38 protein-coding genes are annotated in these 26,433 nt (G+C 42.7%); all 38 read left to right on the forward strand.

Features of this window, described 5'->3' with window-relative positions; all coding sequences use genetic code 11:
• Positions 1-364, forward strand: a 364-nt coding sequence (locus HC026_RS01895; protein ID WP_269814097.1) for a primase-like DNA-binding domain-containing protein, incomplete at its 5' end; no start/stop codon positions are given.
• A gap of 253 nt (positions 365-617) precedes the next feature.
• Complete coding sequence (locus HC026_RS01900; protein ID WP_168924460.1) at positions 618-929, forward strand: VRR-NUC domain-containing protein; 312 nt, start codon at positions 618-620, stop codon at positions 927-929.
• Positions 930-1,121: 192 nt separating this feature from the next.
• Complete coding sequence (locus HC026_RS01905) at positions 1,122-1,487, forward strand: hypothetical protein (protein ID WP_168924298.1); 366 nt, start codon at positions 1,122-1,124, stop codon at positions 1,485-1,487.
• A 367-nt stretch (positions 1,488-1,854) separates the two neighbouring features.
• Positions 1,855-2,064, forward strand: a complete 210-nt coding sequence (locus HC026_RS01910; protein ID WP_232843571.1) for a helix-turn-helix domain-containing protein — start codon at positions 1,855-1,857, stop codon at positions 2,062-2,064.
• Positions 2,057-2,251 (forward strand): hypothetical protein, encoded by a 195-nt coding sequence (locus HC026_RS01915; protein ID WP_168924300.1) that lies wholly within the window; start codon positions 2,057-2,059, stop codon positions 2,249-2,251. Before HC026_RS01910 ends, HC026_RS01915 begins: the two co-directional genes overlap by 8 nt.
• 2 nt (positions 2,252-2,253) lie before the next feature.
• Positions 2,254-2,598: a DUF3310 domain-containing protein gene (locus HC026_RS01920; protein ID WP_232843565.1), complete on the forward strand. Its 345-nt coding sequence runs from the start codon at positions 2,254-2,256 to the stop codon at positions 2,596-2,598.
• Between the two features lie 180 nt (positions 2,599-2,778).
• Complete coding sequence (locus tag HC026_RS01925; protein ID WP_168924301.1) at positions 2,779-3,204, forward strand: transcriptional regulator; 426 nt, start codon at positions 2,779-2,781, stop codon at positions 3,202-3,204.
• Positions 3,205-3,351: 147 nt separating this feature from the next.
• Complete coding sequence (locus tag HC026_RS01930) at positions 3,352-3,855, forward strand: HNH endonuclease (protein WP_168924462.1); 504 nt, start codon at positions 3,352-3,354, stop codon at positions 3,853-3,855.
• 173 nt (positions 3,856-4,028) lie between these two features.
• Entirely contained in the window at positions 4,029-4,484 is a 456-nt protein-coding gene (locus HC026_RS01935; RefSeq protein WP_168924302.1) for a phage terminase small subunit P27 family, read from the forward strand.
• A 172-nt stretch (positions 4,485-4,656) separates the two neighbouring features.
• Positions 4,657-6,528 (forward strand): terminase large subunit, encoded by a 1,872-nt coding sequence (locus HC026_RS01940; RefSeq protein ID WP_168924303.1) that lies wholly within the window; start codon positions 4,657-4,659, stop codon positions 6,526-6,528.
• A 4-nt stretch (positions 6,529-6,532) separates the two neighbouring features.
• Entirely contained in the window at positions 6,533-6,733 is a 201-nt protein-coding gene (locus HC026_RS01945; protein ID WP_168924304.1) for a DUF1056 family protein, read from the forward strand.
• Complete coding sequence (locus HC026_RS01950) at positions 6,733-7,908, forward strand: phage portal protein (RefSeq protein WP_168924305.1); 1,176 nt, start codon at positions 6,733-6,735, stop codon at positions 7,906-7,908. The genes HC026_RS01945 and HC026_RS01950 overlap by 1 nt, the downstream gene beginning before the upstream one ends.
• On the forward strand, positions 7,883-8,632 hold the full coding sequence (locus HC026_RS01955; RefSeq protein WP_168924306.1) for a head maturation protease, ClpP-related: 750 nt from the start codon (positions 7,883-7,885) through the stop codon (positions 8,630-8,632). The genes HC026_RS01950 and HC026_RS01955 overlap by 26 nt, the downstream gene beginning before the upstream one ends.
• An 11-nt stretch (positions 8,633-8,643) precedes the next feature.
• A complete protein-coding gene (locus HC026_RS01960) occupies positions 8,644-9,873 on the forward strand; it encodes a phage major capsid protein (RefSeq protein ID WP_168924463.1) in 1,230 nt (409 codons plus the stop codon).
• A gap of 89 nt (positions 9,874-9,962) precedes the next feature.
• On the forward strand, positions 9,963-10,208 hold the full coding sequence (locus HC026_RS01965; RefSeq protein ID WP_211089375.1) for a fibronectin type III domain-containing protein: 246 nt from the start codon (positions 9,963-9,965) through the stop codon (positions 10,206-10,208).
• 13 nt (positions 10,209-10,221) lie between these two features.
• Positions 10,222-10,548 (forward strand): head-tail connector protein, encoded by a 327-nt coding sequence (locus HC026_RS01970; RefSeq protein WP_168924307.1) that lies wholly within the window; start codon positions 10,222-10,224, stop codon positions 10,546-10,548.
• Positions 10,538-10,882, forward strand: coding sequence for a phage head closure protein (locus tag HC026_RS01975; RefSeq protein ID WP_168924308.1), 345 nt, complete (start codon positions 10,538-10,540; stop codon positions 10,880-10,882). Before HC026_RS01970 ends, HC026_RS01975 begins: the two co-directional genes overlap by 11 nt.
• Position 10,883: 1 nt before the next feature.
• Positions 10,884-11,294, forward strand: coding sequence for an HK97-gp10 family putative phage morphogenesis protein (locus HC026_RS01980; RefSeq protein ID WP_168924309.1), 411 nt, complete (start codon positions 10,884-10,886; stop codon positions 11,292-11,294).
• A gap of 1 nt (position 11,295) precedes the next feature.
• Positions 11,296-11,670: a DUF806 family protein gene (locus HC026_RS01985; protein WP_168924310.1), complete on the forward strand. Its 375-nt coding sequence runs from the start codon at positions 11,296-11,298 to the stop codon at positions 11,668-11,670.
• Between the two features lie 12 nt (positions 11,671-11,682).
• On the forward strand, positions 11,683-12,342 hold the full coding sequence (locus HC026_RS01990) for a phage tail protein (RefSeq protein ID WP_168924311.1): 660 nt from the start codon (positions 11,683-11,685) through the stop codon (positions 12,340-12,342).
• The gene (locus tag HC026_RS01995) at positions 12,339-12,611 is read left to right on the forward strand and encodes an Ig-like domain-containing protein (RefSeq protein ID WP_168924465.1); all 273 of its coding nucleotides are present in this window, start codon (positions 12,339-12,341) and stop codon (positions 12,609-12,611) included. Before HC026_RS01990 ends, HC026_RS01995 begins: the two co-directional genes overlap by 4 nt.
• Positions 12,612-12,626: 15 nt before the next feature.
• Positions 12,627-13,061, forward strand: a complete 435-nt coding sequence (locus HC026_RS02000; protein ID WP_168924312.1) for a phage tail tube assembly chaperone — start codon at positions 12,627-12,629, stop codon at positions 13,059-13,061.
• Between the two features lie 180 nt (positions 13,062-13,241).
• On the forward strand, positions 13,242-18,329 hold the full coding sequence (locus HC026_RS02005) for a tape measure protein (protein WP_168924313.1): 5,088 nt from the start codon (positions 13,242-13,244) through the stop codon (positions 18,327-18,329).
• 18 nt (positions 18,330-18,347) lie between these two features.
• On the forward strand, positions 18,348-19,181 hold the full coding sequence (locus tag HC026_RS02010) for a phage tail domain-containing protein (RefSeq protein WP_168924314.1): 834 nt from the start codon (positions 18,348-18,350) through the stop codon (positions 19,179-19,181).
• Positions 19,141-20,544 carry a prophage endopeptidase tail family protein gene (locus HC026_RS02015; protein ID WP_168924315.1) on the forward strand — a complete coding sequence of 468 codons (1,404 nt, stop codon included), beginning with the start codon at positions 19,141-19,143 and terminating at the stop codon, positions 20,542-20,544. Before HC026_RS02010 ends, HC026_RS02015 begins: the two co-directional genes overlap by 41 nt.
• Positions 20,528-20,818, forward strand: a complete 291-nt coding sequence (locus tag HC026_RS02020; RefSeq protein ID WP_168924316.1) for a hypothetical protein — start codon at positions 20,528-20,530, stop codon at positions 20,816-20,818. Before HC026_RS02015 ends, HC026_RS02020 begins: the two co-directional genes overlap by 17 nt.
• Positions 20,808-21,119 (forward strand): hypothetical protein, encoded by a 312-nt coding sequence (locus HC026_RS02025; RefSeq protein WP_168924317.1) that lies wholly within the window; start codon positions 20,808-20,810, stop codon positions 21,117-21,119. The genes HC026_RS02020 and HC026_RS02025 overlap by 11 nt, the downstream gene beginning before the upstream one ends.
• Positions 21,100-22,497 (forward strand): phage baseplate upper protein, encoded by a 1,398-nt coding sequence (locus tag HC026_RS02030; protein WP_168924318.1) that lies wholly within the window; start codon positions 21,100-21,102, stop codon positions 22,495-22,497. The genes HC026_RS02025 and HC026_RS02030 overlap by 20 nt, the downstream gene beginning before the upstream one ends.
• An 8-nt stretch (positions 22,498-22,505) precedes the next feature.
• On the forward strand, positions 22,506-22,940 hold the full coding sequence (locus tag HC026_RS02035) for a hypothetical protein (protein ID WP_168924319.1): 435 nt from the start codon (positions 22,506-22,508) through the stop codon (positions 22,938-22,940).
• 102 nt (positions 22,941-23,042) lie between these two features.
• On the forward strand, positions 23,043-23,600 hold the full coding sequence (locus tag HC026_RS02040; protein ID WP_168924320.1) for a hypothetical protein: 558 nt from the start codon (positions 23,043-23,045) through the stop codon (positions 23,598-23,600).
• 147 nt (positions 23,601-23,747) lie between these two features.
• Positions 23,748-24,167, forward strand: a complete 420-nt coding sequence (locus tag HC026_RS02045; protein ID WP_168924321.1) for a hypothetical protein — start codon at positions 23,748-23,750, stop codon at positions 24,165-24,167.
• Between the two features lie 15 nt (positions 24,168-24,182).
• On the forward strand, positions 24,183-24,668 hold the full coding sequence (locus tag HC026_RS02050) for a hypothetical protein (RefSeq protein WP_168924322.1): 486 nt from the start codon (positions 24,183-24,185) through the stop codon (positions 24,666-24,668).
• The gene (locus HC026_RS12855; RefSeq protein WP_269814098.1) at positions 24,668-24,781 is read left to right on the forward strand and encodes a CD1375 family protein; all 114 of its coding nucleotides are present in this window, start codon (positions 24,668-24,670) and stop codon (positions 24,779-24,781) included. The genes HC026_RS02050 and HC026_RS12855 overlap by 1 nt, the downstream gene beginning before the upstream one ends.
• Positions 24,782-24,798: 17 nt before the next feature.
• Positions 24,799-24,972: a CD1375 family protein gene (locus HC026_RS02055; RefSeq protein WP_168924323.1), complete on the forward strand. Its 174-nt coding sequence runs from the start codon at positions 24,799-24,801 to the stop codon at positions 24,970-24,972.
• A gap of 72 nt (positions 24,973-25,044) precedes the next feature.
• Positions 25,045-25,404 carry a hypothetical protein gene (locus tag HC026_RS02060; RefSeq protein ID WP_168924324.1) on the forward strand — a complete coding sequence of 120 codons (360 nt, stop codon included), beginning with the start codon at positions 25,045-25,047 and terminating at the stop codon, positions 25,402-25,404.
• On the forward strand, positions 25,404-25,655 hold the full coding sequence (locus HC026_RS02065; protein ID WP_168924325.1) for a hypothetical protein: 252 nt from the start codon (positions 25,404-25,406) through the stop codon (positions 25,653-25,655). Before HC026_RS02060 ends, HC026_RS02065 begins: the two co-directional genes overlap by 1 nt.
• Positions 25,656-25,657: 2 nt before the next feature.
• The gene (locus HC026_RS02070) at positions 25,658-25,888 is read left to right on the forward strand and encodes a hypothetical protein (RefSeq protein ID WP_168924326.1); all 231 of its coding nucleotides are present in this window, start codon (positions 25,658-25,660) and stop codon (positions 25,886-25,888) included.
• A 2-nt stretch (positions 25,889-25,890) separates the two neighbouring features.
• A complete protein-coding gene (locus tag HC026_RS02075; protein WP_168924327.1) occupies positions 25,891-26,433 on the forward strand; it encodes a hypothetical protein in 543 nt (180 codons plus the stop codon).

The following is a 26,433-nucleotide window of genomic DNA, read 5'->3' on the forward strand; positions in this document are numbered from 1 at the left end:
AGTCGGTATCTTAAACTGGATGGTCGAGGGAGCGCTGAAGTGGCAACGAGAAGGATTGATTCCTCCACAGATCGTGCAGCAGGCTAGCAAGGATTATCGAAACGAAATGGACGTAACTTCTGAATTTATCGAAGAGTGCTGCACGATTGGCAAGCATGAGACAGTGAGAGCGAACCAGTTATATCAGCGATACAAGCAATGGGCTAACGATAATTCGCAGTATCTGATGAATTCGACTAAGTTTGGTAAAGAAATAAGCAATAAGTTTGAGAAAAAACATGACCGTCAAGGAACGTATTATGTTGGACTTTCACTGCTAGAATTTCATCAACCTTTTGAAATGATTGCTAGAAAGCCTAAATAGTGTGACGGGTGTGATGAGTTGTGACGGGTTTGAAATAACCTGTCACACTTACAGCCTAAAGGGTTGTGATGAGTGTGACTAGTTTTTTCTATAAATAACATATTAGGAAAAATAAAAGTAAATATATAAAAAAGAGTTTGAAAGTGCCGTCACACCCGTCACACCCGTCACATTCCTTGGGAGAGTAAGAATAGAAAGCGTGACGGGTAGTAAATTGGGTCGTCACACCCGTCACATTTTGGAGGTAACTGCTATCGAAAGTGAACACAAAATTCAATCCGACATCATGATGGAACTGTCAAAAGCAGGCTGCACCGTATTTCGTAGCAATGCCGGTAAGGTGCGAACGGATGACGGTAGAAATATCGTGCTGTTCCCTAAAGGAACCCCAGATTTATTGGGGTTTCGCCATTCAGACGGCAAAGTGTTCTTCGTTGAAGTGAAGAATGAGATTGGTCGATTAAGGCCGGATCAGATTCGTTTTGCAAAGTTTATCCGTCAATATCCGGTTTTATATGGTGTCGCACGTTCCGTAGATGATGCACTGAGAATCGTAGGTAAGTAGTATGCAGGATAAACGTATTTATGCTTTATATCATGGTGATCACTTTATTGATGTGGGCACGAAAACGGAATTGTCACAACGATTACATTTAAAGCCTGCCACATTGATGTTTAAGGCATCACCAGTCTATCGGCACCGTACAACTTATGAAAAATCTACACGGCTATATCTCATATCGAAGGAGGTGACTCAATGATGGTCTCCCGTGAGTTACTCAAAGAGATTCAGAAAGTTGAAAGCAAGTACAAATCAGTCATCAATGCACCTGACAATGTGATGGAACCAATTTTAGAAATTGCCAGCAGTTTGCATGATCAGAACCGTTCAGCACTTGGTAAAAATGCTAGTCAGCGATCTAGTGCAATAACTGAAGTACTTAAACGAATTGACACTAGTACCATGACCGCGGATGAAATAACCAATTATTTAAACACCGATATTGATGTCACTAATGACGGTGCACTGGCAATGGATAAACACAGTGTTTACAGTCTGCTGAATTATCACAAGATACCGTACAAGCATAAAGGAAAAGGTGACTACACAAAGCTAACTTAAGAAAGTGAGAGTAAACAAAAGCACCCGATGTTTGGAGTCGAGTGCAATCTAGTTTTAATAGATTTCAAAGGGTGTTAGTGTTTCCGAGTTACGCCTTTGAATGAACCACCGGAAGTTTTTCCGTCTATGAATCTTCCAGTAGCGCTATCAGATTTGGTCCACAGACCAGTGCGTGGATTGAAAGATTGAAAGCGTCCCTTTACAGAACCCTTTCGACCATTTCCACGGGAACCATTTTTAGCCATTCTTATCACCGTCCTTTAAGTAGGAGTCAAACTTAGAACATAAGTTTGCGCTTTGTATAGTACCACTAATTAGATGCAGATACCACATATAGTACCAAAAGGAGGGACAAATATTGAGTAATATGGTTTTATGGGAAAATATAACTAGAATTTTGAAGCTTAAACATGTTTCAGTCCGTGAACTGTGCCGCCTAACCGGAATTCCCAGACAAACTCTATACAACATTAAGCAAGGATCCAGTCTGAATCCAAGCTTTTACTTGATTTTAAAAATTGCTGAAGCATTAGATGTTAGCTTAGACGAATTCAGGAAGAAGGCAGACGATGACTGAAATTAAAGCTAAACAGGAATGCCCGTACTGCCACGGCCACGCTGATTTAATCCATGCTGAGGATATTCAAGGCGATATTGAGTTTGCGGAATATGTCTTTCTAAGAATGTCTGATGATTACGAAAATGTGAGTTACACAACGGAAATTAGCTACTGCCCGAAATGCGGCAGGAAATTGGAGGTATAAAAATGACACCAGAGGAATCTATGGGAGTTAACTTTAACGACTCAAAATTAAAACCAAAATACTATACAAATAATGGCAAAGACCTGTTTGATCGCTTTGAAGAAGGTTTAATGACAGCTGAACAAAACCGTGGTTTCTACATTGGTAATGTCTTTAAGTACATTACAAGGTACCAAAATAAAAATGGTGTGGAAGATCTCCAAAAGGCCAGCACATATTTAAATCGATTGATCGCTTTTGAAACCAAAGCTAATCGAACTGACAGTGAAAAGATGACTGAATTTTGGGCAAACACCTTTAAAAATTGGCAGAAGGCAGGTGATATTCGTGACTCCAGAACAGATTAAGTACCGAAATTATTTAATAGCAGTATTCAATGACCACAACCATGATATGGAAGCAACTATTAAGTGGATGTATGACCACTTCCCGAGTATGCACACCGGTGTACGGGAAGCACACAAACAGTTAACAATTCAACAGCGAAACGAAGTAATGAGAGAAAAATTGATGGGAGTGTAGCTTATATGCGCAAGTCAACCTTTCACAAGATCGAGGATATCTTACGGGATTATCCAAGGATGGATGATTATATTAAGCAGCGGGAAGAAGAACTGCGATATCCAATGCAGACTGATGATGATAATGTAGGCGGTGGCAGAAGCAACTATCCTGACCGTGATCAACCAGTGCGTACACTGATCACCATTGATGAAGACCGTCGCTTGAATGGATTAAAGCGGGAACAGCGAATCATCAAGCAATGCTTTAATACCAGTGATAAAGATACTAGAATCATTATCACAGAGTTATATTTCAATCGGCATCCGCGCTACACTCTCCGTGGATTGGTGACTATGCAAGTAGTAATGGTCAGTCGTAACCGAGCATATCAATTGCGCAATGGGTTTATCAAAGAGTGTGCTGATCAACTTGGACTGATTGATTTATAATTCGGGACAAATCCGGGACGCAGAGCCTATACTTCCGTGTTACGTTGGTATCGTGAAATACATCAGAGATGATGTATGTTTCCCCTAAACTAACGGGACCCTAGCAGTAATGCTGGGGTTTTGTAATGCATTAACGAGGTGAACATGATGCCACGAGTCAGACGGTGCCGACAACCAGGCTGCCATAACATGGTTGCTTATCCTGATCATTACTGCAGTACACACCATGTGCATGAAGCAGAGTATCAACATAAACGGCAGGCATGGCATGATGCTAACCATACTCACCACTACAACACCGTGGTACGTAACCGAGACAGCACGAAGCGTGAGCAGTATAACTTCTATCGGACAAAACAATGGGTACATCTAAGGCAGCAAGTACTAGACCGTGACCACTACCTATGTCAGTACTGCTTAGCACAAGGGGTAGTCGAGCCTGGCAAGGTGGCAGATCACATCGTGCCGTATGTTGTAGCACCTGAACACAGAACTGATATAGATAATCTAACAACAGCCTGTGCGAAATGCCACCGGCTAAAAACGGTATGGGAACAACAGCATTATTTTTCTGAACATGATGCGATTGATCCAACCGCCGAACAGATTACTGATGTAAAAATAATTTCAAATTTATTTTATAAAAAATAATTTTTTCAAAAAGATATTTTATAAATTTAAAAATAAAATTAATTTTTAAAAACGCCCCCGCCACTACTGCGAGTAAGAAAGAGCCACGCCATACCATCATCTTTTGTCGCAAACTACATTTGAAATGCTTTTGAAGGCGGGGGTGACCAATCCAAACGAATCGAGGTGCTATCTTGACGAAAAGGTCGTTTAATCAAATAAATCATGGCAAATTGTCACACGAACCGCCTAAATATTTAGGTCGGCAAGCCAAAGTTATCTGGCGGCGAATCGTTCCGTTTTTAGAGGATAATCAAGATATCATCCGGGCTGACTTTGGAGTGGTTGAAATGTACTGTACTCAGTATGAGATTTACCGGAATGCGTATAAACATATTCAAGAAAACGGTGAAGTCCAACCAATCTATAAATCTTTGCAGGATAGCAGCGGGAAAGTAATTGGTAAGACCTTTATGGGGTACAAGCGGAACCCAATGACCCAAATTTACGATTCGGCGGTTAACAAACTGACCACGATTGGTAGAGAATTGGGACTGTCACCGAAAGCCCGTGCAGAGTTATTAGAAATTCTGCCAGAAAAGAAAGATGATAAAGATATCACCGAACAAATGAAAGATTTTTTAAGTTAACATGAGATGGCTAACACCCTGCGTGTGGATGTACGCGATTTGGGAACAATAGTGACACACTAACGAACGGATTCGTTTGTTAGCGAGGTTGGAAGTGGGAACTGGAAGCCTCACCCCACAACATCAAGTCAGGGAAACCTGGCTTTTTATTTTGGAAAAGTGGTGAGTGATTGTGCGAATAGATTTAACTCAAACACATGATGTACTAGGCGCGTTTGAACAGCTTAATTTAAATAAGATTGGTGAAAAGTATCAGGATGAAGCAACCAAGTATGCTTTGGATGTACTTAATGGTCGACAGACCACCAACTATTTAATTAAGCTGGCCTGCTTCCGACATTTACAGGATTTAACTCGGCAGAACACACCGGACTTTAAATTCCATTATTCAATTAAAGAAGTTGAGAAGATTCTGAAATTCGCGTCAATCGCTCCCAATGTGGATACCGGTGAGCCAACCAAGCTAATGGATTGGCAGAAATTTATTTTTGCCATGTTATTAGGCTGGCGAAATGAAGATGGTGGCAAGCGGTTTAGCCGCGCAATTGTATCAGTTGCCCGTGGTCAAGGGAAAACATATCTTATGGCTATTTTGATGTGCTACTCCTTTTTTATTGAATCCATTGGTTTATCTAACCAAGATTATCTGGTAGCTTCAATTAATTTTAAGCAAACCATGAAGCTCTTTGGCTATATTAAATCCATGATGCGTAAGATCATCGAGATTGAACCCTTTAAATCATTTGCTAAACAAACTCGACTCTCTATCCAGACTGACCAGATTGTGATGAAAGCCAACAACAATGTATTACGGTCAATCAGTCACGAATCCGGCCAGTACGATAGTTTTCACTTTACGACTGCCGTTTTTGATGAAATCGGTGAAATAAAACACCGTGACAAAATTAATAAGATCATTTCAGGGCAGGTTAAAGTTCCGAATCGGCAGTTTATTCAAATTTCAACTGCTTATCCTGATCCATCAGTACCATTCCATTCCGATGAAAAAATGATTCAGCAAGCCATGGAACAAGATTATAAGCGGGATGCGGATAGTTATTTAGGACTGATTTGGTCACAAGATGATTTAGACGAAACCTTTAAACCAGAGACCTGGATTAAATCTAATCCACTGTTAGGACTGGATTCCCAAAAGCGAATCTTGATGCAAGGTTTAAGCGATAAGCGGGACTCCGATGCTATGACGGGTGAGATTCGCGACTTTCAAAATAAGAACCTCAACCTGTGGCTGCAGGAAGCGACAAACTCATACTTGAAGCTAGCTGATATTGAACGAGCAATTATACCTAGTTTTGATGTAGAGGGCCGACAAGTTTACATCGGTTTTGACTACTCCATGTTTTCCGATAACACAGCGATTGCGTTTGTTTATCCATACCGAAATACCGCTGGTAAAACCCGTTGGCACTTACAGCAGCACTCATTTATTCCATGGGAAAAAGCTGGCTCGATTGAAGCTAAAGAAAAACAAGATGGCATCAATTACCGTGAATTAGCTGACCAGGGTCTGTGTACGATTACCAGCCATCCACAGGGCTTAATTAATGACGATCAGGTCTATCAATGGCTAAGAACCTTTGTGGAAGATATGGATCTCAAACCAATATTCTTTGGTTATGATGCATGGGGTGCAACGAATGCAATCAAAACATTGGAACTTAATACTACCTGGCCACTCGAAGCAATCCGGCAACGGACTAGTGAATTAAAAGACCCCACTAAGTTTTTGCAGGAGATGTTTGTGGAAGGCTCAGCAACGCGTTTTGATGATCCAATTATGGAAAAGGCGTTAATCAATGCCAGGGTGATTGAAGATAAAATCGGTATCCAAGTGGATAAGGTAGCAGCTACTTTTAAAATTGATGTGGTTGATGCGTTGATTGATGCGCTGTATCAAGCAATGTATCACTTTGAAGACTTTGCTGATATTAATGATCCATCAAAAGAGATCGAACATATGGATGCTCAAGATGTTTTTGACTGGTTTAACGATCCTAAATCAGGACTAATGGGAGGCGAGTAACCGAATGCTGAAAAAACAACTTAATAGATTGGTAAGAGGCTTAATCAAAATTATTGATGGCCTCTTTTTTGTTGCAGCCATGATTTTGCTAGACGTTACGGTGTATCTAGCAAGCTGGTTTTGGGGTGGCATCGTTACCGCAATCACCTTAGTACTAATAGGATTATTGACAGAGGTCATCTTCCAGAAAGGAGGTGATAACTAATGCCAATATTTAATCCAATTAAAAATCTAATGTCAGTACCTGGTCAATCGGTAACTACGGATGATATGGAGATTCTTAATTTTGATCAGCCGTTGTTAAGCCACGAAGGTTATGTATCGATGCATGAGGCGTTAAAAAATTCTGATTTGTACTCGACTATCTCGACCATCAGTGGCGATTTAGCCACTATGAAACTGATTGCGGATAAACCACAAGTACAGTCGTTTCTGGATTCACCAAGTGCGACTACGAACGGTCATGCTTTCTGGCAGGCCATGTATACCCAAATGTTGATCAGTGGTAATGCCTTTGCCTATATCTGGCGGAATCGAAATGGCATGATCTCACGGCTGGAATATTTGCGACCCTCACAGGTTGATACGTTTTTATTGGCGGATGGCTCCGGATTAGTTTATACGATTACGTTTGATGAACCGGAAGAAGGCGTTCTGCAGTATGAACCACAGGGGAACGTTATTCATTTGAGATTACTCAGCACTAGTGGCGGCATGATTGGCTACAGTCCACTTGAAGCACTAACGGCTGAGTTAAATATCAAAGACCAGTCAAACAAATTAACGTTAGCTGCATTAGCTAAGTCAATCATTAACCCGGGCGTTTTGAAGGTTACAAACGGAAGCAAATTAAGCGCCGATATGAAGGCTGCCCGCTCATCTCAATTTATGAAACAGGTATCGAAGTCCAATGGTGGGCCAATTGTGATTGATGATCTGGAAGATTACAGCCCATTGGAAATTAAAGCGGATGTGTCTAAATTGTTAGCGCAAACTGACTGGACATCGAAGCAGATTGCTAAGGTATATGGTATTCCCGATTCGTACTTGAACGGGCAAGGTGATCAGCAGTCTTCAATCGTCATGATTGAAGGAATGTATGCGAATGCTTTAAACCGATATGTTCAGCCAATTATTAGCGAACTTGATTCGAAGTTCTGGGCGCACATCAGCGCCAACATGCAACCAGCCATTGACGCTAACGGTGATACTTACGCTGGCAGTATCGGCAATCTGAAATCAGCCGGCATTGTGGATACTTCACAAGCTCTCTGGCTCTTAAAACAGGCCGGTTATATTCCAGAGAATATTCCGGAAGCTATGCCAGTCATTCCACCGAAAGGAGGTGATAACAATGACGAAAGTAGTGATCCCGATTAAAGGAAATATTATTTCAGACGAAGATGCAGATGTTTATGATTATTTCGGTATCACAGGCTATACCAGCCCTAAGAAAATCAGTACATCATTAGCTAATGCTGAAGATGGTGATGATGTAGAACTTCAGGTAGCTTCTAACGGTGGTGATGTGTTTGCTGCTAGTGAAATTTATACCGCATTGAAATCTTCTAAGTTGCCAGTTAAGGCATCAATCCAAGGGTTAGCTGCTTCTGCTGCTTCTGTGGTAGCAATGGCAGCTGATACGGTTGAGATGTCACCCACAGCTCAGATGATGATCCACAAAGCCTGGTCAGTATCACAGGGCAACGCGGATGCTATGCAGCATGAAGCCAGTGTACTTAGCAGTATTGATGACTCAATCGTGAATGCTTATGAAGCAAAGACTGGTATGGATAAAGGCAAGTTGCTTAATTTGATGAGTGATGAGACTTGGATGGGTGCTGCAGATGCTGTGAAACTAGGGTTTGCCGACGCCATCATGAAGTTTAATGACGACGATGATGATGACGACGGCGGAGGTGATCCAGAAGATTCTAAGTTACAAGCTTTTGCTAGTTTTGGCACGGTCATTCCGCATGACTCAATTGAGAAAATGCGGAATTTGATGGTGCTGGAACAAAAACAGGAACAACAAAATACGAAAGAAAATAGCCAGTCTAGCTTGATGAAAGCTAAGCTGGCTATTTTGAATGGAGGAAAATAAACATGGAATTTATCAAAAACGTAAATGCGCTTAACGATGCGCTCATTGGCAAAGGCCAAGAAGTGTCTGACTTAGACGCCAAAATTAATGCGGCGGTGTTAGATGACAGTTTCGACGCTGACAGTTTTAAAGCTTTAAAAGCAAAGCGTGATTCAGCCGCTGCACAACGGGATGCAATCAAGGACCAACTCGAAGAAGAACGGGCTAACCAAGTTGCTGCCAGTTTAAACAATGGCAAACCTAACAAGTTGACTGATAACGAAAAATCAGTAGAAGACCAATTTTTAACTAACTTAAAGGGCATGATGACTGGTAATGCCAAGATCATGAACGAAGTTACCTCATCCACTGATGCCGATGGTCATGCAATTGGCTTAACCATTCCACAAGACTTGCAAACAGCTATTCACACATTGGTACGTCAATATGCCAGTTTACAACCATACGTTAACGTTGAAAGTACCTCAATGTCTTCTGGCTCACGGGTTTATGAAAAATGGACGGATGTTACTCCTTTAGCTGATCTTGATGATGAAACCGCCACAATTGGTGATAACGATGATCCAAACTTAGCTTTGGTCAAGTACGTTATCCATCGTTATGCCGGTATTACTACGATCACCGACACTTTGCTAAAAGATACGGCTGAAAACTTATTAGCTTGGTTGACTAGCTGGATTTCTAAGAAAGTCGTTGTTACTCGTAACAAGGCTATCTTAGGTGCTTTGGATAAGGCTACCATTACCTCTACGATTACTACGTTTGATGATGTTAAAGACTTAGTACTGACTAAGCTTGATCCAGCAATTAAGACTACGGCGTTCTTTATCACGAACACATCTGGTTTTGCTAAGTTGGCTAAGGTTAAAAATGCCATGGGTGGTTATTTATTAGGACGTGATCCATCACAACCAGATGTTCGCACAATTGAAGGTAAACCAGTAATTGAAATTGCTGATCGTTGGTTAGCTAATGATGCTGATGGTAACATGCCTTTGTTCTTCGGTGATTACAAGCAATACGCAACCTTATTTGACCGTGAGCAAATGAGCCTGTTATCTACAAATATCGGTGGCGGTGCGTTTGAAAACGATTCAACGAAAATTCGGGTTATTGACCGCTTTGATGTTGAAATCACTGATAACGAAGCAATCGTAAAGGCTACCTTTAAGAATATTGCTGATCAACCAGGTAACTTAGTGGCTGCATCTGCTACAACTACCACTCCAGCGTCAAAATAAGCGCCCCGAACGGCGCAACGACGACCGTTAATGCTGATGGAAGCGTAACGATCAAATGGAACGCCGTAGACGGGGCTAAGTCATATGTATTGCATTATGGCAACCCTGGTCAAACGACTGGTGACGCTAAGTTTATGGAATACACGACTGACACTAGCTACACTCTATCAGCCGACAAGGTTCCAGCTCATAAAGCTGGTGACAAGATTTACTTCTACGTGCAAGCCTTTGACGATTTAGGCCAAGGTGACACAACTGAAGCTCAGGCTCAATATCTGAATGCAGGTGAATTCTTAGGCTCTGACTGGTCTAAAGTTGCCAGTGCCACATTTTAAAGGGGTGATTTAAATGACGGTTAATTTAATCACCCTCAAGACCTCATTGAGAATCGACGATGATGACCTTGACGATGATGCATTGTTGACCGGTTATTTAAATGCGGCTAACACATATATCTTAAATGCCACTGGGCTGTCTGCCGAGCAATCGAAACAGGCTGATATTGCTGACTTGTTTGATACCGCTGTGATGGCACTGGCAAGTGGGTACTATACTGCGCGAGCCAATCGTTCGTTAGTCCAACTGTACGAAGTTGATTTACCAGTAAATTCAATTATCGGCCAGCTTCGCGGTGTAGTGGCAAGCTTGGAAGCCGGTGAGACGGATGGCGATTAGTCCTTACAGTTTTAACCGGCGGGTTCAATTTGGTACCGCTAAATCACTAGTTAACAAAAAGACTGGTGGAACGGTGCCAACATTTGTACCGGAGTTTAAACGCTATTGTGCGATTCGAACCCGGACACTTAATCAGCAGTATCTGGCGATTCAAAATGATATGAAGGATTCCATCGTGGTGGTAATTAGGCATACACCAAAAGTCAATGAAAGCCTACTAGCTAAATTAGGTGATAAGGTCTATCAGATTATTGATATCTCACCAGATGAGTCAAACAATATGAATACTTTTGACTTGATTACTATGACTGTGGCTGAGAAAGTAGGCGGTTAATATGGCTGAATTGGATCAAGCTCTTCAGGACTGGTTGCGACAAGTAAAATCCGCTACTGATTTGAGCTTTAAAGACAAGTCAGCCATCACATCGGCGGGTGCCCAAGTCTTTAAGAAGAAACTTGAAGAAACCACACGGCGGATGCATTATTCCCACCGAAGAGCAGCAGGTTATGAACACATGGATGATTCGATTGAACAGCGTGATCGTAACGTTGACGGTAAGCTGGATGGATCCTCAACTGTGGGATTTCAAGGCGACAAAGCACGGATTGCTCGATATCTCAATGATGGTACCAAGTACATCACAGCTGATCACTTTGTTGAGACCACCCGTGAGGAATCCAAGAATGATGTGTTTGCCGCAGAAAAGTCGGCATACGAAGAATTGATGAAGAAACGAGGCGGCTAAAATGTTAGCGACCTTTGAAGCAGAACAACTGATTGACTCTCAATCATACGAGGGGATTGACCGGATATTTACTGGTTCGATCCCTGAAGAAGCAAAACCGGATGCAAACTCGACAGATATTTTAATCACTGAGTCGGCTGGCGATATGCCGGAAGACTACGGAAATGATGATTTTGTAAATCTAAACAGAGCAGTGGAAGTGCAGATTTTCTATTCGGTAAATACTGATTTTGATATTTCAGAGTTTGAAATTGCACTGATGCACCTGTTCTCACACAACGGCTGGCGAGTTGAGACTTCCCGGCCACACACTCAAGACCCCGACACCAACCAGGTGACGAAGGTCTTTTATTTTGCACAACTCAAATATATATAGGAGGTCATACACATGGCTGTAGTAGGTTTAAAAATGATTAAAGCCGCCCTTTTGGACGACACAGGAAAGATTTTATCGGGTGAAGACGGTCTGTCTACTGATGGTCTTTACTCAATTGATGAAAAGGACATGGGTTCGAAAACAGCGAACATTACTGGTCTTGAAGGAACCTTAACGAAGGTATCCGGTAACAACAAGGTTATGGATGCTTACGTTGGACCAGCTGCTCCCTCGGTGGCTTTGGATATCAACAACTTGGCATTTGATGTCGCTCAAAAAATGCTTGGTAATGTCAGCGATGGCACAGGCGGCTATTTGTTTGCTGGTTCAAAACCTCACGTTGCTCTATTGATTGAAACCCAAACGTTGGATCGTAAAAACTCGATTTACTTTGGCTTTGCCAACGGTAATATGACGGCAGCTTCGCAAAACGTTGCTACTGATACTGATACTGCCCAAACTCGTGAAGATGATGCGCTCACTTACACAGCTCTGGCACCAGTTGATGGCAAGACATTTGTTAATGCTAACGGTGATGTGCAATTAGTTAAACGTTACTTTACCGGTGATGAAGGTTTTGATGAAGCAACCATGCTGGCTGAAGTCTTTGGTGGATATGCAGCTGGAACAACGGGTACAACAGGGACTGGTGCAACTGACTCGGGAAAATAACAACGCCGGCTAATGTCAGTGTTACGGGTGTCACCTTAGACAACCCAACACTCTCTGTTGGTACCGGCGCTACCGGTCAATTGAAAGCTACTGTTGCACCAACCAATGCTACGGACAAAACAGTTACTTGGTCATCAAGTGATGACACAGTAGCCACTGTGGATACAACTGGTAAAGTCACTGGGGTTAAAGCGGGGACTGCAACGATTACAGCAACTGCTAGCGGTAAGACCGCAACGAGTGCCGTAACGGTTACAGAGGCCGCTTAGTAGAGGAGATATCACATGAGTTTTAAATTTGCAGCTAAAGAAATTGGATTAAATCGGGCAACGGAAGTTAAATACTCTCAGAAAAACGTGCGCAGAATGTACGCTTGGCAACTTGAACAGGCTAAGGTACAGGACATGGATACTCAAATCAGTACTGCTGTAGACAACGGTGAAGATGTGGATAGTTTAATTCGCAAGCAGTATCAAATGAACATTGATTTTATGGATCACACCAGAGCATTTATGAACGATGTTTTGAAGCTGACTGCTAAACAGCTGGAAAAGTTTGACGATATGGAAGTCACAGAAGCGACTAATCTTGCAGTTCGACTCTCAATGCGCTTGATGGGGATGTCAGACAAACAAGTGACTGCTGCCATGGAAGCAAATTCCGAGGATGAGGACGATACTTCAAAAAAATCAGCACCGGAGAGCGAGTCTTCGAACTAAAAAACTTAGTGGCTGATATGGACCTTGCCGAAAAACAGGCTTTAGTGTATCTGCATTGGGATATGGATACTTATGAAAACTCGGATTATTACCATCTCAGCGAGATCCTTTCTGCCAAAGAAGCCAAAGATCGCCCGGTAGATCCAATGACTTTACTGTAGAAAGGAGGAAAAAATGTAGATGGCAAATACAATTAGCGCTACTATGGCCACACAAATTGCGTTGGACACTGTTGGCGCGACAAAGAGTTTAAGAAGCTTAACTCTGGCAGTGAACGCAACTAATAATGCCTGGCGTGCGCAAGAATCTAGTCTACGGTCAGCTGGTGAGTATCTGCAGGCAGCTGAAGCCCGTTACAAAGGCTTAGGTTCAACGATTGATGCTCAGAAAAATAAGATCACTGAGTTAAAGAGTAAACAGTCCGATTTGAACGTTGAAACCAAGGACGGTGCAACTCAGTATCTTAAGTATCAAGACCAGATTTCCAAGGCTCAGTCAAAGCTGGACGGCTTAACCGCTCAGCAAAACAAAGCTAAACAGGCGGTTGATTTACAAAAGTCTGGTGTGATCGAGCTTAATAATCAGCTACGCAACTCCGAAAATGTAACTAACTCATATGTCCAAAGGCTTAAAGCTGAGGGCGATGAGATGGGCGCACTCAAGACTAAGCGGGATTCTTTAGTCAGTCAGCAATCCAAGATGAGTGAAAGCTATCGGGCTGAAACTCGACTGCTGGAAGATCTAAAAAATGCTGAGAATCAAGACGGTGATGCGATTGCTAAGCAGACTATCCGAGTCAACAACTTGGGTACCAAGATGGCGGAGACTAAAACCAAGATTGGCGAGTTAAACACCGAGATGAAGACCGGCCCCAATATTTCTTGGGGTCAACGGCTGAAGAATAATCTGCTTGGTGTGGATGAAGCTACTGACAAAACGAATAAGCACATGGGTATCCTGAAAGGTACGATGATTGGTTCGTTTGTCGGGAATGCCGTGTATAGCGGTATTTCAAGAATTGGTTCAGGCTTACTTTCTGCCGCTAAAAATGGCTTGGAACTTGCTGAACAGGGCGAACAGACCGAACGTGTTTGGAAAGACATGGGGGTTAATTCTAAAGGGATTGAGATCCTGTCTGGTAGCATGGTTAAACTGCGGAACGAGTCTGGTTACTCTGCTGGAACGATTAAGCAATTGCAGAAATCCCTTTACGGGGTGACTGGCAGTGCTAAAGATACCAGTAAAGTAACCACGGCTTTAGTTGCTATGGGCGTTGCTTCCGGTACGACTGAAGAAAAGGTCGGCGGTTTGGCTAGGTCTATGAGTCGGATGTTTACATCTGATAAAGTAACCACCACACAACTAGCCAGAGTTGAAACACAAATTCCTAAGCTGGGAAGTGCTCTTGCTAAAGCGGCTGGTGTAAGTCAGTCCGCTTTTAATAAGATGGTTTCCAGTGGCAAGATTTCTGGTAAAGAATTCCAAGATTTAATTGAGAAAGTCTCTAAACAGTCACCAGAGATGTTCAAGAATTTTGGCAAAACTGGTGAAGGGGCTATGGCTCAGATCAAGGGTCAATGGACCAGTTTAAAGTCTAATATGATGGCACCATTAGTCACCGTTAAAGGCTCTGGACTGGTTGACCTAGAAAAAGCCATGGCTTCTAAAGAGATGACTCAGGCTTCTAAAGATATTGGCAAAGGCTTAGCTGGTATGGCTAAGTCACTCGCCAGCTTTGTGGATTACGGAGCTAGACATTCTAAGGACATTTTAGGAATTGCTAGCGCAATTGGTGCAATCACCAAAGCACTGTTAATCGGTGCTTGGAAAACTGCCTCCACAATCATTATGGATTTTGGCAAGGCGTTTGGAGTGTTCTCAAAGAATTCCAAAGCTGCTAAAGACCCACTACAGGCTGTTGATAATGGCTTAACTGGATTAGCTAAACATCAAGGCGCAATTAAAGCCATCGGCAGTACGCTGGTTGGCTTATTTGTTGGTTCTAAAGTGCTTGGCGGTATGGCTGCCATGACGAAAGGTATCTACGGTTTTTCGGCAGGACTAAAGACGGTTCATGCTGCCAAAACGATGGCAGATTTGAAGAACTTGGATAAGCTATCTCCCATGGCTAAGAAGCTTGGCTCAATCAAAATTGGTGCTAAGTGGGTAGGCGGCAAAGCTGTCTCAGCAGCTAAACTATCATTTAAAGGTCTCTCTAAAGTTGGTTCGGCAATTAAGATAAGCGCTCAATGGTTAGGTGGTAAGGCGGTTGCAGCTGGCAAACTCGCTATCGGTGGACTTGCTAAAGCTGGCCGTGGCGTTGGCAAAGCGTTGGTATGGACAGCTAAGATTGGCTGGAAAGGTGCACAGCTAGCGTTCAGCGGCATCATCAGAGGTATTGCTTTAGTTGGAACGGCATTTAAAGCCCTAGGTGCAGTGATGATTGCCAATCCGTTTATTGCGATCACGGCTGCAGTTGTAGCAGTTGGCGTGGCTTTCTACGAGCTGTATAAACACTCGAAGAAATTCCGTCAATTCGTTAACGGCATGGTCAAGACAGCGGCGAACTTTGCTGAGTCGATTGGAAAATGGTTCAGCAAAGCCTGGTCAGGCATCACCAAAGGATTGTCTAAGGCATGGAAGTCCGTTTCGCGAACCTTTTCTAAAGGCTGGAAAGGTCTTCAAAAAGGTGCTTCATCCGGCGTTAAAAAGGTTGGTAAGGCCTGGAACAGTATGAAATCCGTTGTAGGCAAGGCTACCTCGAAAGTTTGGAAATCAGTTCAGAAAACAAATTCTAAGCAATGGAAGAACTACGCTAAGTGGACTAAGTCGGGCATTAAAACGGCTGGGAAAGCTTGGAATAGCTTGAGAACAACTGTGTCTAAAACTACCTCTCGTCTGTGGAAGGCTACCAAGAAAGCGACCTCTAAAGGCTGGAAGACCATGTCAAAAACTACTAAGTCGTTTGCTAAACGAGTTAGTGATAATTGGGATGACATGCGAGACAACACGTATCAGTCGATCCGTGGCATGATGAAAGAAAATCCGAAGATCATGAAGAATGGTCATAAGACCATGCAGAACGCGACTAAGACGTGGAAAGACTTTACTTCTGGAAAATGGAGCGATCTTAGGAAGGACACCAAGAATACTACTAGCGCATTGGTTAAAACTGCTAAGTCGTTATTCTCCGGTATGTACAGTAAGCTGAACTCCATGACAAATGGTGGACTTTCAAAAATGCTGAAGTCGTTTAAAACGACTTTTGGCGGTATTGAAACGGCTTCAAAAAACGTGGTTAAACACGTCAAGTCATTTTTCAGTGGCATGTGGGGTGATCTTAAATCGATTGGCGGTAAAGGTATTAACGCTATCATCGGAGTTTTAAACGGTGGTATCGGTGGTATTGACACCGTCATTAGTTCATTCGGTGGCTCTAAATCGGCGATTGGCAAGATTAAAAAGGTTGCCTATGCTTCTGGTACTGGCAGACGGCCTATTACAGAGCCAACACTAGCAATGCTTAATGATGGCTACGATTCACCGGATACTGGCAATCGGGAAATTGGTATGCTACCCAATGGCCGAATGTTTAGCCCGAAAGAACGCAATTGGACGGGTATTGTACCAGCCGGAACGGAAATCTTTAATGCTACTGAATCTAAGATGCTGGCAAGTGTAGCTGGTTTAACACACTTTGCTTCTGGTACTGGTATTTGGGACAAGATTACCGATGTGGTATCTAAGACGGTTAAAGGTGCCGTTGGCTTTGCCAAGAATGCTTTTTCCGGTTTAAAGAATCTCTTTACTACAGCAACCAAAATTGTTAAAAACCCAACTGGATTTTTGACAGGAATGTTTAATCAGCCAACTGGTAAAAGTCCTGTTATGAAGGCATTTGCCAGTGGATTTTACAATAAGACCGTTCCAAGCGCGAAGAACTGGTGGAGCACTCTGTGGAAGATGGTCAACCTGAACGGTGGAGCTGGTGGCGACTGGGCATTACCTAAAGGACTCCAAAAAAAGGATGGTTTCGGTTCGTCTCGTGCAAGTATGTATGGTGCAGGAGCAGTCCATGATGGTGTTGATTATAGTGGACCTATGGGTTCAGCTATTGATGCCGTTCATGGTGGGACAGTTATCAGAGTTGGCGGTGTCGGTATCCCTGACCTTGGGGATGTTGTTATAACACGTTCTTCTGATGGATACGATGTTATCTATCAAGAGTTTGGTAATATGAGCAATGTCAAGGTTAAGAAAGGCGACACTGTTAAAACTGGTGATGAGGTCGCAACGTTGGGTCATTTAAATGGTGCTGGTAACGGATCACATGTTCACATTGGCGTTACTAAAGGTAATCCATTGACTAAAAACATGTTATCAACTTCTGGATGGTATGACGTTTCTAAAATGGCTGGTAAAACGACTAGTTCGGATTCTGATAGTTCTGGTGTTGACGCAAAAACGCCACTGCAAAAGATGATTAAAAAGCAAGTTGGTTCTGGATTTTGGAAAATGATTAGCAAGCTAGCTTCGATGTTTGGCGATGATGCTGGTGGTGATATGGCTAACCCTGGTGGTTCAGGCGTCATGCGTTGGAAAAATGCTGTTATTAAAGCATTAAAAGCCAACGGATTTAGTGCTAGTGATTATCAAGTAAATTCTTGGCTCAAAGTCATTGCTCGTGAATCTCATGGTGATCCAAGGGCGAAAAATAACTGGGATTCAAACGCTCAAAGAGGAACGCCATCAGAAGGGCTGGTTCAAACCATTGGCCCAACCTTCAATGCCTTTAAGTTTAAAGGCCATGGAAATATCTACAACGGGTACGATGACTTGCTGGCTGGTATTAATTACATGAAGCACATTTATGGTAAAGGAAATAGTGCTTTTGCCCGTGTTTCAGGGTCTGAAGGATATGCCAATGGTGGCTTAGTCACTAAAGAACAGCTGGCACCAATTGCTGAAGGCAACAAGCCCGAAATGGTGATTCCTTTGGATAAGATGAAACGCTCTCGCGCCTGGTCACTAGTTGGTGATGTGGTTAATAGATTTACCAGAGATGAATCAACCACAAATAACAATGTCGACAGCACTCAATTAGACGAAATGAATGCTAAGTTTGACAAGCTGCTAAGTATGTTTGGCAAATTGTTGGGTGTGAATATTAGTCAAATTGATGCGATTAAGAAATCTGCATTTGATAAAACTACGCTGTATAAACAGCAGGCACGTGATCAAACTATGCGCGATATCCAGACACTATGACAGAAAGGAGCTTGAAAAATGTCGAAACGACCAAAACTGTATGTCCAGTATGATGATACGGATGAAGTGGAGGTCTCTGAAGCAATTCGGGGACTAACTTTTTTGGGCGACTCAACAAGCCCTAATCTGTTGAATACGTACCAAACTGATGCTGCTGTGGATGGCGAGTTATTAACCTCGCAAACGTTTGATAAAAGTACCGTGACAGCTAATTTCTGGTTACATTTTGGTGACTATTACGATTATGTAATGGCTAAACACGAAATTTATAAGCTGTTTGCCAACCGGCGAATGCTCAGGTTAAGAACGGATGCACAGCCGTCACTAGTCAAGTACGTGCGGACAACACCGTTTGAAATTACAATTGATGAACCTGGCACGCACGATGTACAGTTTGCAATTCCGTTCGATAATCCTAGTGGCTATTTATATTCGGCAGTTAACTCCGACCAGCTGACAGCTGATAACAGCCAGTTTGGAATGAATTTACCCACAGATACCGCAATCGGTTACCATTTCACCACTACTTCGTTTGAAGTATTTAATGCTTCCGATATCGCAATTGAGCCATATTTACAACGGCACGAACTACGAATCATCATTAATTTTACTGGTGATAACTTAACTCTGACTAACTCAACCAATGGTTCAAGCTGGTCATACACTAAGGCTGCTACCAGTAGCGACCAAATTGTTTTAAATGGTATCAATACGACACTAAATGGAAAACCGGCTAGTGCGAATACTGATTTTGGCAATATCACACTCAACCCTGGTTTTAACTCAATCACTGCTACAGGCGCAACAGCGGTTGATATTACCTTTAGCTTCCCATTTATTTATCTTGCCTGATAAAATCTTAGTTCAGGGACTGGGCAGCGCCTATAAGGAACCATTAAACTCAGTCGTGAGCGATAGTTTTGAAATTGATTGGGAAGTTAATAGCACCTATGAGCTGCAGTTGACGGCATGGGATGATCAGTCGCTAGCATATGAAATGCTTGATAGTGAATCAAGTATCTTTTATGGTGGGCAAGAATACATCATCAAACAATGTGTTTCTGACTCATCAGAAGGCTATAACACCGTACAAGTGACGGCTACACATATTTACCTCGAATGCTCGCGGGTTCGTCAATATAATATTTCTACCGATACGTCATTTACGCCTAATAGCATAATGGCGTTTTATTTTGCCGCCAATACGATGGGCTTTACGTATGAGATCTATGGCACATTTGATGCTCAGACTATTACAGACGATGTCGGTAACGGGTCGGGTAGTGACGCTTTATCACTGATCGTTGATACTTGGCCTACCGCCGTTATCTTTGCGGACAACAAAAAGATACAGATTTATACGGCAGATGCCTGGGCTAAAGATTTAGGTAATCGGGTGGACTATCTAAATAACACACGTGAAATTGAACTGACTTATGACTCAACTGATATCGTAAATCAGGTGAAGGTCTACGGTGCTGAGGTGGAAGCTACAGATGATGGCGACGACACAGACACCACGGATGATACTGAGTCAGTTAGTATGGACGATACCAGTGCAGACGACGTTGAAGCTGATACTAGTACAACTGATGATTCAGGAGACAGTCAAGGCGACAAGTGGGGCTACCACCCAACACCAATGAATCAGGGTGACACTTGGGGCTATAAGGTAACGCCCATTGTTCCAGATGATTCTTCAAGTGCTGACAACGGTGATGATTCTACTGAGGATGACACACCTCAGTATTACTTTGAACCGCACATTCTGACCAATCAGACCAGTGTGGACAAATGGGGCTTGCATCCCGGTGATGACATCACGGTAGATACAGCTCAAGACGCAGCTACTGCAGATGAGGTTGCTAAATCACAAATGGTACCTGAACCAGCGCTCTCAATTGATGTGACGATGGAGGGCAATTTTAAACCGGTAGCCGGTGAAATGCGACGGCTGGAAAATCGAATAACTGGTTTTGTGACCAACGTACAGGTTGTGGCGTATACCTGGTATCCACTGAGTCAAACGCAGGATACTAGTATCACCCTGAACAACACCTCACAAAACATCCTTGATTATCAGACCAACCGGACCAAGAAGATCAACCAAGCCGTTTCATCACAACAGCAATTAATCAAGACGATTACTGATACAACCAATCCAACGGCGGTTTGGACAGAAAGTGAGGTGGCAGCTTATGGCGGAGACAAATAAGCCGGTAGCTGGTGCTTATGTCGGTGTGGGAGTTGATACCACCCTGGGCGGTGGTCAAGCTTATGGCTATTCCACTGATGGTAAAAATTTTATCGCGTGCATTACGCCATTTGGCTTTACTTTTCAGCAAAGCGATGCGTTAAAAATGCAGGCGTTATTTCAGCCAGTCAAGCAGCTGCAGTTGCTTTCGCCCGATGGCTCAACATTTAACTTAACTGTGGCGGATGACGGCACACTCAAAGCGACGAAAGAGGGTGAAACAAGTGGCAGTTAGTTTAATTACGGATGAGCTTGGTACCGCCCTTGATAAGGACTTTCGGCAAGCATTAATCTCCAATTTTAAAGCGATCGAGCTGGAGCTAAATAACATTCACACGGATATCACATCGCTGCAGACAGCTGATCAGACAGCTAGTCCAACAGTTACACAAGATGATTTAACTAAAGCAGTCGACAGCTTAACCAGTCGAATTAACCGGATCGTACTAGGGATTGACAGTGATTCGATTGAGATGGTAGTAACACAAATCTTAGAAGAAAAGGGAGTGATAAAGGATGCAGACACTAACGTATAGTATTGGTTCAGATAAACGAGCCGTGGTAAAAGACTTGCAAAACTTCACAGTCGACTTTTCCGGCAGTGATTATAACTGGGTGCAGGCACGCCAATACGAGCGTGACATGCGGCAGGTCTTTGTCAATGTGCAGAACGCAGATGGCTCACCCTTTGATTTAACGGGGTGCAACATTGTTTTTGAAGGCATTTTACCGAATAAAGTTAATCGAGTAATCGATTCTAAGCACGGGGTTATTTTAGATCCCACAAACGGGCAATTCCGGTTTGATATGCCAGGACAAGCTTTTGCTGTAGCCGGTTCATATCAACAAGCCTTCTTCCGCATCATGCGAGCAGGCAGCAGTATTACTACACTGGAATTTGATTTAGAAGTTTTAGCTGACAAAGTGATCTCTGATTTGCTACCTGCTGATTACATCACGCCGTTTGAAGATCTATACGGTGATCTAGAAGATGTAATCACCAAAGCAAATTCAGACATTAAAACGGCACTGGATAATGGCAATAAAAGCATTGCAGATTTAATCACAAAATCTGGTATAGATGTAGCTACTGCTGTGGACGCAATCACAGCCAAGGGCGACTCAGTTTTTGACACGCTGACTAAACAAGGCGCTGATGTTACCACTTTACTGACCACACTAGAAGCCCAGATTAAAACAGATGGTATCGCTAAGCTTACTGACTTAAACAATTATGTAAAAATCAACAGTGACGGTACTTTGAATATCCAAGGGACGACCACCAACTTTGCTAGTGCTGAGCAATTACAGCCACAACTATTAAGCAAACCAACAGATGCTCAGGTAGCTGCTAATTCTGGTAATACAGACACTTTTGTGGCAGTTAAAGGTCAGGAATATTATGTAAGTGCTTTAGTATCGATGACGACAGAAGGCGATGTATTTAAGATCACCTTTAAAGACTCAGCTGGTTCCAGTACGGATGTGGTAGCAGATACTACCTTAAACGCAAGTGCAATTGGTCAAGGTAAATGGAAAGCAACCGCGGATGGTACCGTGACGGTATCTACCAGTGAAAAAGGCACGGATGTTAAGTATCAGCATTTAACAGTCACTCAAACTGGCAATTATGTACCGTATGAACGAGCGATGGCTAACAAGTATGTCCCTCAAACGGCAGTCAATTTACCAACTGATTTAGTCCATACTGCTGACCTAACAGCATTACAGGCTACACTTAAAAAGTATACTGATGATGCTGAACAGGCAGCCATCGACCATATTCAGCCAATGATCACTGCCGAATTTACCAAGCGTAACGCACCAAGCTCATGGTGGACCGGTGACGCTACTGCATACGCTGCTATCACACCGAAGGTTGCTGATGCTTATTATGATGTGGTAGAAAGTTAGGTGAGAAAATGCCAGAAACAACTAATGCTAAAGAGGTTTTAAAAAGATTCATTGGGACTAACCAATCCTTTACTTCAAAAACTATTACGGTTTTTCCGGTTGAATTAAATACGGCGATTGTCACTGGTGAAATGTATATTCTCGTAGAACCAAGTGATGACACCAAGGGCTTGGTCATCGGCCGTTGGCAGGCAGTTAAGGATAGCCCACAAGCTGATTTCGGTAAGGTGATCACTGATCGGGTTGTAAATTCAAATGGCAGCTATATTTATTTCTCACAAGGTGGCTGGCCAACTGTTGCTGGTGGTACGGGAGCAACTTCTTCCGGATACAGTTTCATGCACATTAACGATAACATCGTTAGTAGTGTTGGTGATTCTGAGACGTTTTACCACAACAATGGTATTTACAATTTTGTACTGCCAGTTTCAATCAGTAATTAAGGAGGGTACACTATGAACGTTGATATGACAGTCTTTATAACCCTTGGGGGGGTAAAAATCACCCTCTGAACCACGGCAAATTAGACATTGGGGGCGACCTCAATGCCTGAATATCGTGGATCAATAAAAATTACCAGTCCCAACATTGGTAGTAAAAGAATTGTAGCTAAATATCGAGGCACCACTAAGTTTTACTCTGCATACGTGCCTATAGGAACATTACTATATGATTTTAGTGGATATGCCTTGGGCTTTGGTGCTGAACATGTGGGTGGTGCTACAAATCCACAAGATCCAAAGATAAGAGTATTGAGCAGTAATACTATTGTGCTTACTGCCTCAGCTGATAAAATCGCCCATGGAATTGCTTTCAAAACAGATAAAAATGCCGCCCAATATTACCCACAGCCGAGTGCATTGGGTGTTAGATCGCCGTTTAAACCAGCCTATACTTTTCAAGTTACTAAAGCACAGCTGGCAGTGGGTTTTGTTTATGCAACTATTGGGAGTACTAAATTATCAGTTACTTTAAAAGGAAATCAATTAAGCTTTACATCTACCCCAATTCCGTCAGGATACCCTAATGTTGGGACTGGCTATGATTTTGCCGGTAGTGAGAATTTTAAATTTGTTTTATTTGATTCAATTACAGCCTATTAAGGCTTTTTATTTTACTCAATTTAAGGAGTGATATGTATGACAAACGTTGATTTAACAGCGTTTCTAAATATGGGGGGGGGTGCATAGCCCTCACCTAAACCGCTTAGAGCTTTGCAAGCCTTCAATCAGTGATTGGGGGCTATTTTAATGCCACAAATAACAAATGCCAAGCGAGTGTTGCACAAGTATATCGGTCAAACACAAACTTATAAAGATACAGTAGGCGTTTGGCAAGAAATTAGTTGGAGTTCAAGTAATACCACGCCGTCAAGCGGAACAGTTCAGTTCATGGATATTGGTGGAATGATTATTTTTAAAGAGAATCTACTATTTACTTCTAACAGCACTAATGGAAGTTTAACAATCAAGAATATTCCAAGCCAATATACCAATTTGCAATTTAAATCTATTATGCTTAATCAAGAAAGTTGGTCAAATTCAGCAAACATTGCTGACAATGAATCAGTAACAATATCAGGTCGAAACTTATCACTTAGCTTTTCTGGCATCGGCCAGACGCACTGGCCGCTTATAAATGTTCGACTTTATTATGGTCAACAAAATTAAAGGAGGCCATCAATTATGGCAGATACACCAGCAGTAACGTCACCTAAGTATGTTCAGGTGGACGAAAATAACTATGTAAATGTGGTTAAAAGCACACTAACTGACAGTGATGACGCAACTAAATGGATCAAGCTTTTTATCCCGTCAGCCTTCCAGACTGATTTCGGTAAGTTCTTCGACAAATATCAAGTCGATCCCAATACCAAGGCATTAATCCCACGTCCTGGTGCTGACAATCCATCAATCGACACCGTTCAACAATCACTAAAAGACACCAATGCCGAACTGGTAGCCGTCAAGCAAGCCAACAGTGACTTGGGCGATAAACTAACTGCAGCTAATACAACGATCACTGATCTGCAAACTAAGTACAAGCAGGACAGTGACACTACTACAGAGGCCATTTTGGAATTATCTGACCAAGTTCTGTCTGCTGTTCCAGCTGGCAGTTCAACCACGCCAGCTAGTGACACCACAACACCCGCAGGAGGTGGTAAATAATGAACGCATTAGCCACTTTATACGCTGAATCAGTTAAGGCTGGAAACCGCAAGATTGAAGACGTTCCAGTTGTCATTCGTCCCAAAGTTCAAGCAATTCTAGATCAAAAATAAGAAAGAGGTAATCAATTATGACTTTAAATAAAAAGTTTTCTGCTTTAACCATGCTTTACGCTGCTAACGTGCTTGACGGTGGCCGTACCCTTGAAGAAGTCCCCGAAGTTCTGCGTGATGATGTTGCCGGCATCCTAAAAAACGACGACAGCGCCGATTCTACTTCTGCATCTTCTACACCTGCTGCTTAATCGGTGCCTTTCTGCTTGGATTATTAATTTAGAAAGGACGGTGAGCAGACAATGTATCGAATTTTTGCTTGTATGAAAAACAACCCCTTTCACACCGTGATTGGGCTGGCGGAGCTGGGTATCGGTATCCATCTCATTTCGCATGATCAATACTTCTTGTGGCCACCGGTCATTGATGGAGTCGCCAATGATGATATTGTTGGGGGCTTTTTTGTTTTGGTTGGTGCAGTCATGCTCTACTGGGTGTATGACACTAAGCGTGCAGTACGATTAGATCATGTACTCTTAATCGCGTCTTCGTTTCTGATGTGTGTGTTGACACTATATCAACTAATGCATTGGATTGTCTTAGGTATCGACATGCCGTGGATTAGTAACGCCGCAATAACCTCGGTCATTATGATCTTAGCCAGTCGGAGCGACAGCGAGTGATGGGACCCGATTTGGGGCACCTTATCTTAGAGCTAAACCCGGTAATTGCGATTATCCCAGGCTTGTTCGCGGCCTACTTTACTTATCTCCTTGGCAAACGCAAATCTCACCGAGAGGAGCTTTTTCAAGAGATGAATTATTGGAAGAACACAGCTGAAGAAGAGCGCAAACGACGCATTAAAGCCGAGACCGAAACTGATGAAGTACGTCAGATTTTGCGTAAAGAAAGAGAAAACAAAAAGGAGAATTAACTATGTTAACAAAAGATTATAGTACACCCGTTATTTTAGAGGCTTCCAATGTTATTGATGGCGGTAAGCAATTTGAAAATGTCCCTGTATTCTTACAGGGACAGGTGAAAGAACTTGTTGAATCATTAGGAATTGATCTATCGAGTAACAAGCCTGCTGCACCCAGCAATGTTGCTGCAGTCAAGGCAGCAACAAAGAGTGATACTATTGTGGTCACGCCTAAGGAGGCGTAGTCATGAATTGGACTAAGTATTTAACAGACGCGATTACATGGCTGACCGGCGGAGGTTTTACTCTGTTAGTAGCCATTTTTATTAAAAATCGCAGTTCGATTTTTGATTTGCTAGAAAAAGTAGCAGACCAGACTAAGACGAAAAAAGACAATGAAGTGGTTGACCACTTGAAGGCACTGTCATCAACTCTGGTCACATCAGCACAGCCAACTAGCTTTTCAGGTAGCGAACAGAAAGCAATGGCGGTTTCTAAGCTGACTGAGTTGGCAAAGGATTTCAATGTAGATTTAGACAGTGATAAGGCCAAAGACTACATCGAAGAAGCCTACCAATTGATTTATGGTGTGAATAAGTCTGCTGATAAGCAGCCATTAGCTGAACAGACCAAATTAGTTCAAGATATCACTTCCACAGCAGAGAAACTGGACGCTGATAATCCGCCAGCCATTCAATTAGATGATGGTGATCTGATTGAACTTAACGATTGTCAGTACACCCTCGGCACGAATGAAGCCGGTGAAATCACTCTGACTAAGAAGGCGTGA

The sequence above is a fragment of the Secundilactobacillus angelensis genome (assembly GCF_012641075.1).
Lineage (GTDB): Bacteria > Bacillota > Bacilli > Lactobacillales > Lactobacillaceae > Secundilactobacillus > Secundilactobacillus angelensis.

Bases quoted from the DNA above. Each gene is read 5' to 3' on its own strand.
- HC026_RS01950 (WP_168924305.1), top strand. From the start codon at position 6,733: ATGCCAATATTTAATCCAATTAAAAATCTAATGTCAGTACCTGGTCAA.
- HC026_RS01910 (WP_232843571.1), top strand. From the start codon at position 1,855: ATGGTTTTATGGGAAAATATAACTAGAATTTTGAAGCTTAAACATGTT.
- HC026_RS02060 (WP_168924324.1), top strand. From the start codon at position 25,045: ATGAAAAACAACCCCTTTCACACCGTGATTGGGCTGGCGGAGCTGGGT.
- HC026_RS02045 (WP_168924321.1), top strand. From the start codon at position 23,748: ATGCCACAAATAACAAATGCCAAGCGAGTGTTGCACAAGTATATCGGT.
- HC026_RS01930 (WP_168924462.1), top strand. From the start codon at position 3,352: ATGCCACGAGTCAGACGGTGCCGACAACCAGGCTGCCATAACATGGTT.
- HC026_RS02000 (WP_168924312.1), top strand. From the start codon at position 12,627: ATGAGTTTTAAATTTGCAGCTAAAGAAATTGGATTAAATCGGGCAACG.
- HC026_RS01975 (WP_168924308.1), top strand. From the start codon at position 10,538: ATGGCGATTAGTCCTTACAGTTTTAACCGGCGGGTTCAATTTGGTACC.
- HC026_RS01920 (WP_232843565.1), top strand. From the start codon at position 2,254: ATGACACCAGAGGAATCTATGGGAGTTAACTTTAACGACTCAAAATTA.
- HC026_RS01955 (WP_168924306.1), top strand. From the start codon at position 7,883: ATGACGAAAGTAGTGATCCCGATTAAAGGAAATATTATTTCAGACGAA.
- HC026_RS02055 (WP_168924323.1), top strand. From the start codon at position 24,799: ATGACTTTAAATAAAAAGTTTTCTGCTTTAACCATGCTTTACGCTGCT.
- HC026_RS01990 (WP_168924311.1), top strand. From the start codon at position 11,683: ATGGCTGTAGTAGGTTTAAAAATGATTAAAGCCGCCCTTTTGGACGAC.
- HC026_RS01985 (WP_168924310.1), top strand. From the start codon at position 11,296: ATGTTAGCGACCTTTGAAGCAGAACAACTGATTGACTCTCAATCATAC.
- HC026_RS02010 (WP_168924314.1), top strand. From the start codon at position 18,348: ATGTCGAAACGACCAAAACTGTATGTCCAGTATGATGATACGGATGAA.
- HC026_RS01915 (WP_168924300.1), top strand. From the start codon at position 2,057: ATGACTGAAATTAAAGCTAAACAGGAATGCCCGTACTGCCACGGCCAC.
- HC026_RS02020 (WP_168924316.1), top strand. From the start codon at position 20,528: ATGGCGGAGACAAATAAGCCGGTAGCTGGTGCTTATGTCGGTGTGGGA.
- HC026_RS01980 (WP_168924309.1), top strand. From the start codon at position 10,884: ATGGCTGAATTGGATCAAGCTCTTCAGGACTGGTTGCGACAAGTAAAA.
- HC026_RS02030 (WP_168924318.1), top strand. From the start codon at position 21,100: ATGCAGACACTAACGTATAGTATTGGTTCAGATAAACGAGCCGTGGTA.
- HC026_RS12855 (WP_269814098.1), top strand. From the start codon at position 24,668: ATGAACGCATTAGCCACTTTATACGCTGAATCAGTTAAGGCTGGAAAC.
- HC026_RS01905 (WP_168924298.1), top strand. From the start codon at position 1,122: ATGATGGTCTCCCGTGAGTTACTCAAAGAGATTCAGAAAGTTGAAAGC.
- HC026_RS01945 (WP_168924304.1), top strand. From the start codon at position 6,533: ATGCTGAAAAAACAACTTAATAGATTGGTAAGAGGCTTAATCAAAATT.
- HC026_RS02065 (WP_168924325.1), top strand. From the start codon at position 25,404: ATGGGACCCGATTTGGGGCACCTTATCTTAGAGCTAAACCCGGTAATT.
- HC026_RS01970 (WP_168924307.1), top strand. From the start codon at position 10,222: ATGACGGTTAATTTAATCACCCTCAAGACCTCATTGAGAATCGACGAT.
- HC026_RS02005 (WP_168924313.1), top strand. From the start codon at position 13,242: ATGGCAAATACAATTAGCGCTACTATGGCCACACAAATTGCGTTGGAC.
- HC026_RS02070 (WP_168924326.1), top strand. From the start codon at position 25,658: ATGTTAACAAAAGATTATAGTACACCCGTTATTTTAGAGGCTTCCAAT.
- HC026_RS01925 (WP_168924301.1), top strand. From the start codon at position 2,779: ATGCGCAAGTCAACCTTTCACAAGATCGAGGATATCTTACGGGATTAT.
- HC026_RS02075 (WP_168924327.1), top strand. From the start codon at position 25,891: ATGAATTGGACTAAGTATTTAACAGACGCGATTACATGGCTGACCGGC.
- HC026_RS02040 (WP_168924320.1), top strand. From the start codon at position 23,043: ATGCCTGAATATCGTGGATCAATAAAAATTACCAGTCCCAACATTGGT.
- HC026_RS02035 (WP_168924319.1), top strand. From the start codon at position 22,506: ATGCCAGAAACAACTAATGCTAAAGAGGTTTTAAAAAGATTCATTGGG.
- HC026_RS02050 (WP_168924322.1), top strand. From the start codon at position 24,183: ATGGCAGATACACCAGCAGTAACGTCACCTAAGTATGTTCAGGTGGAC.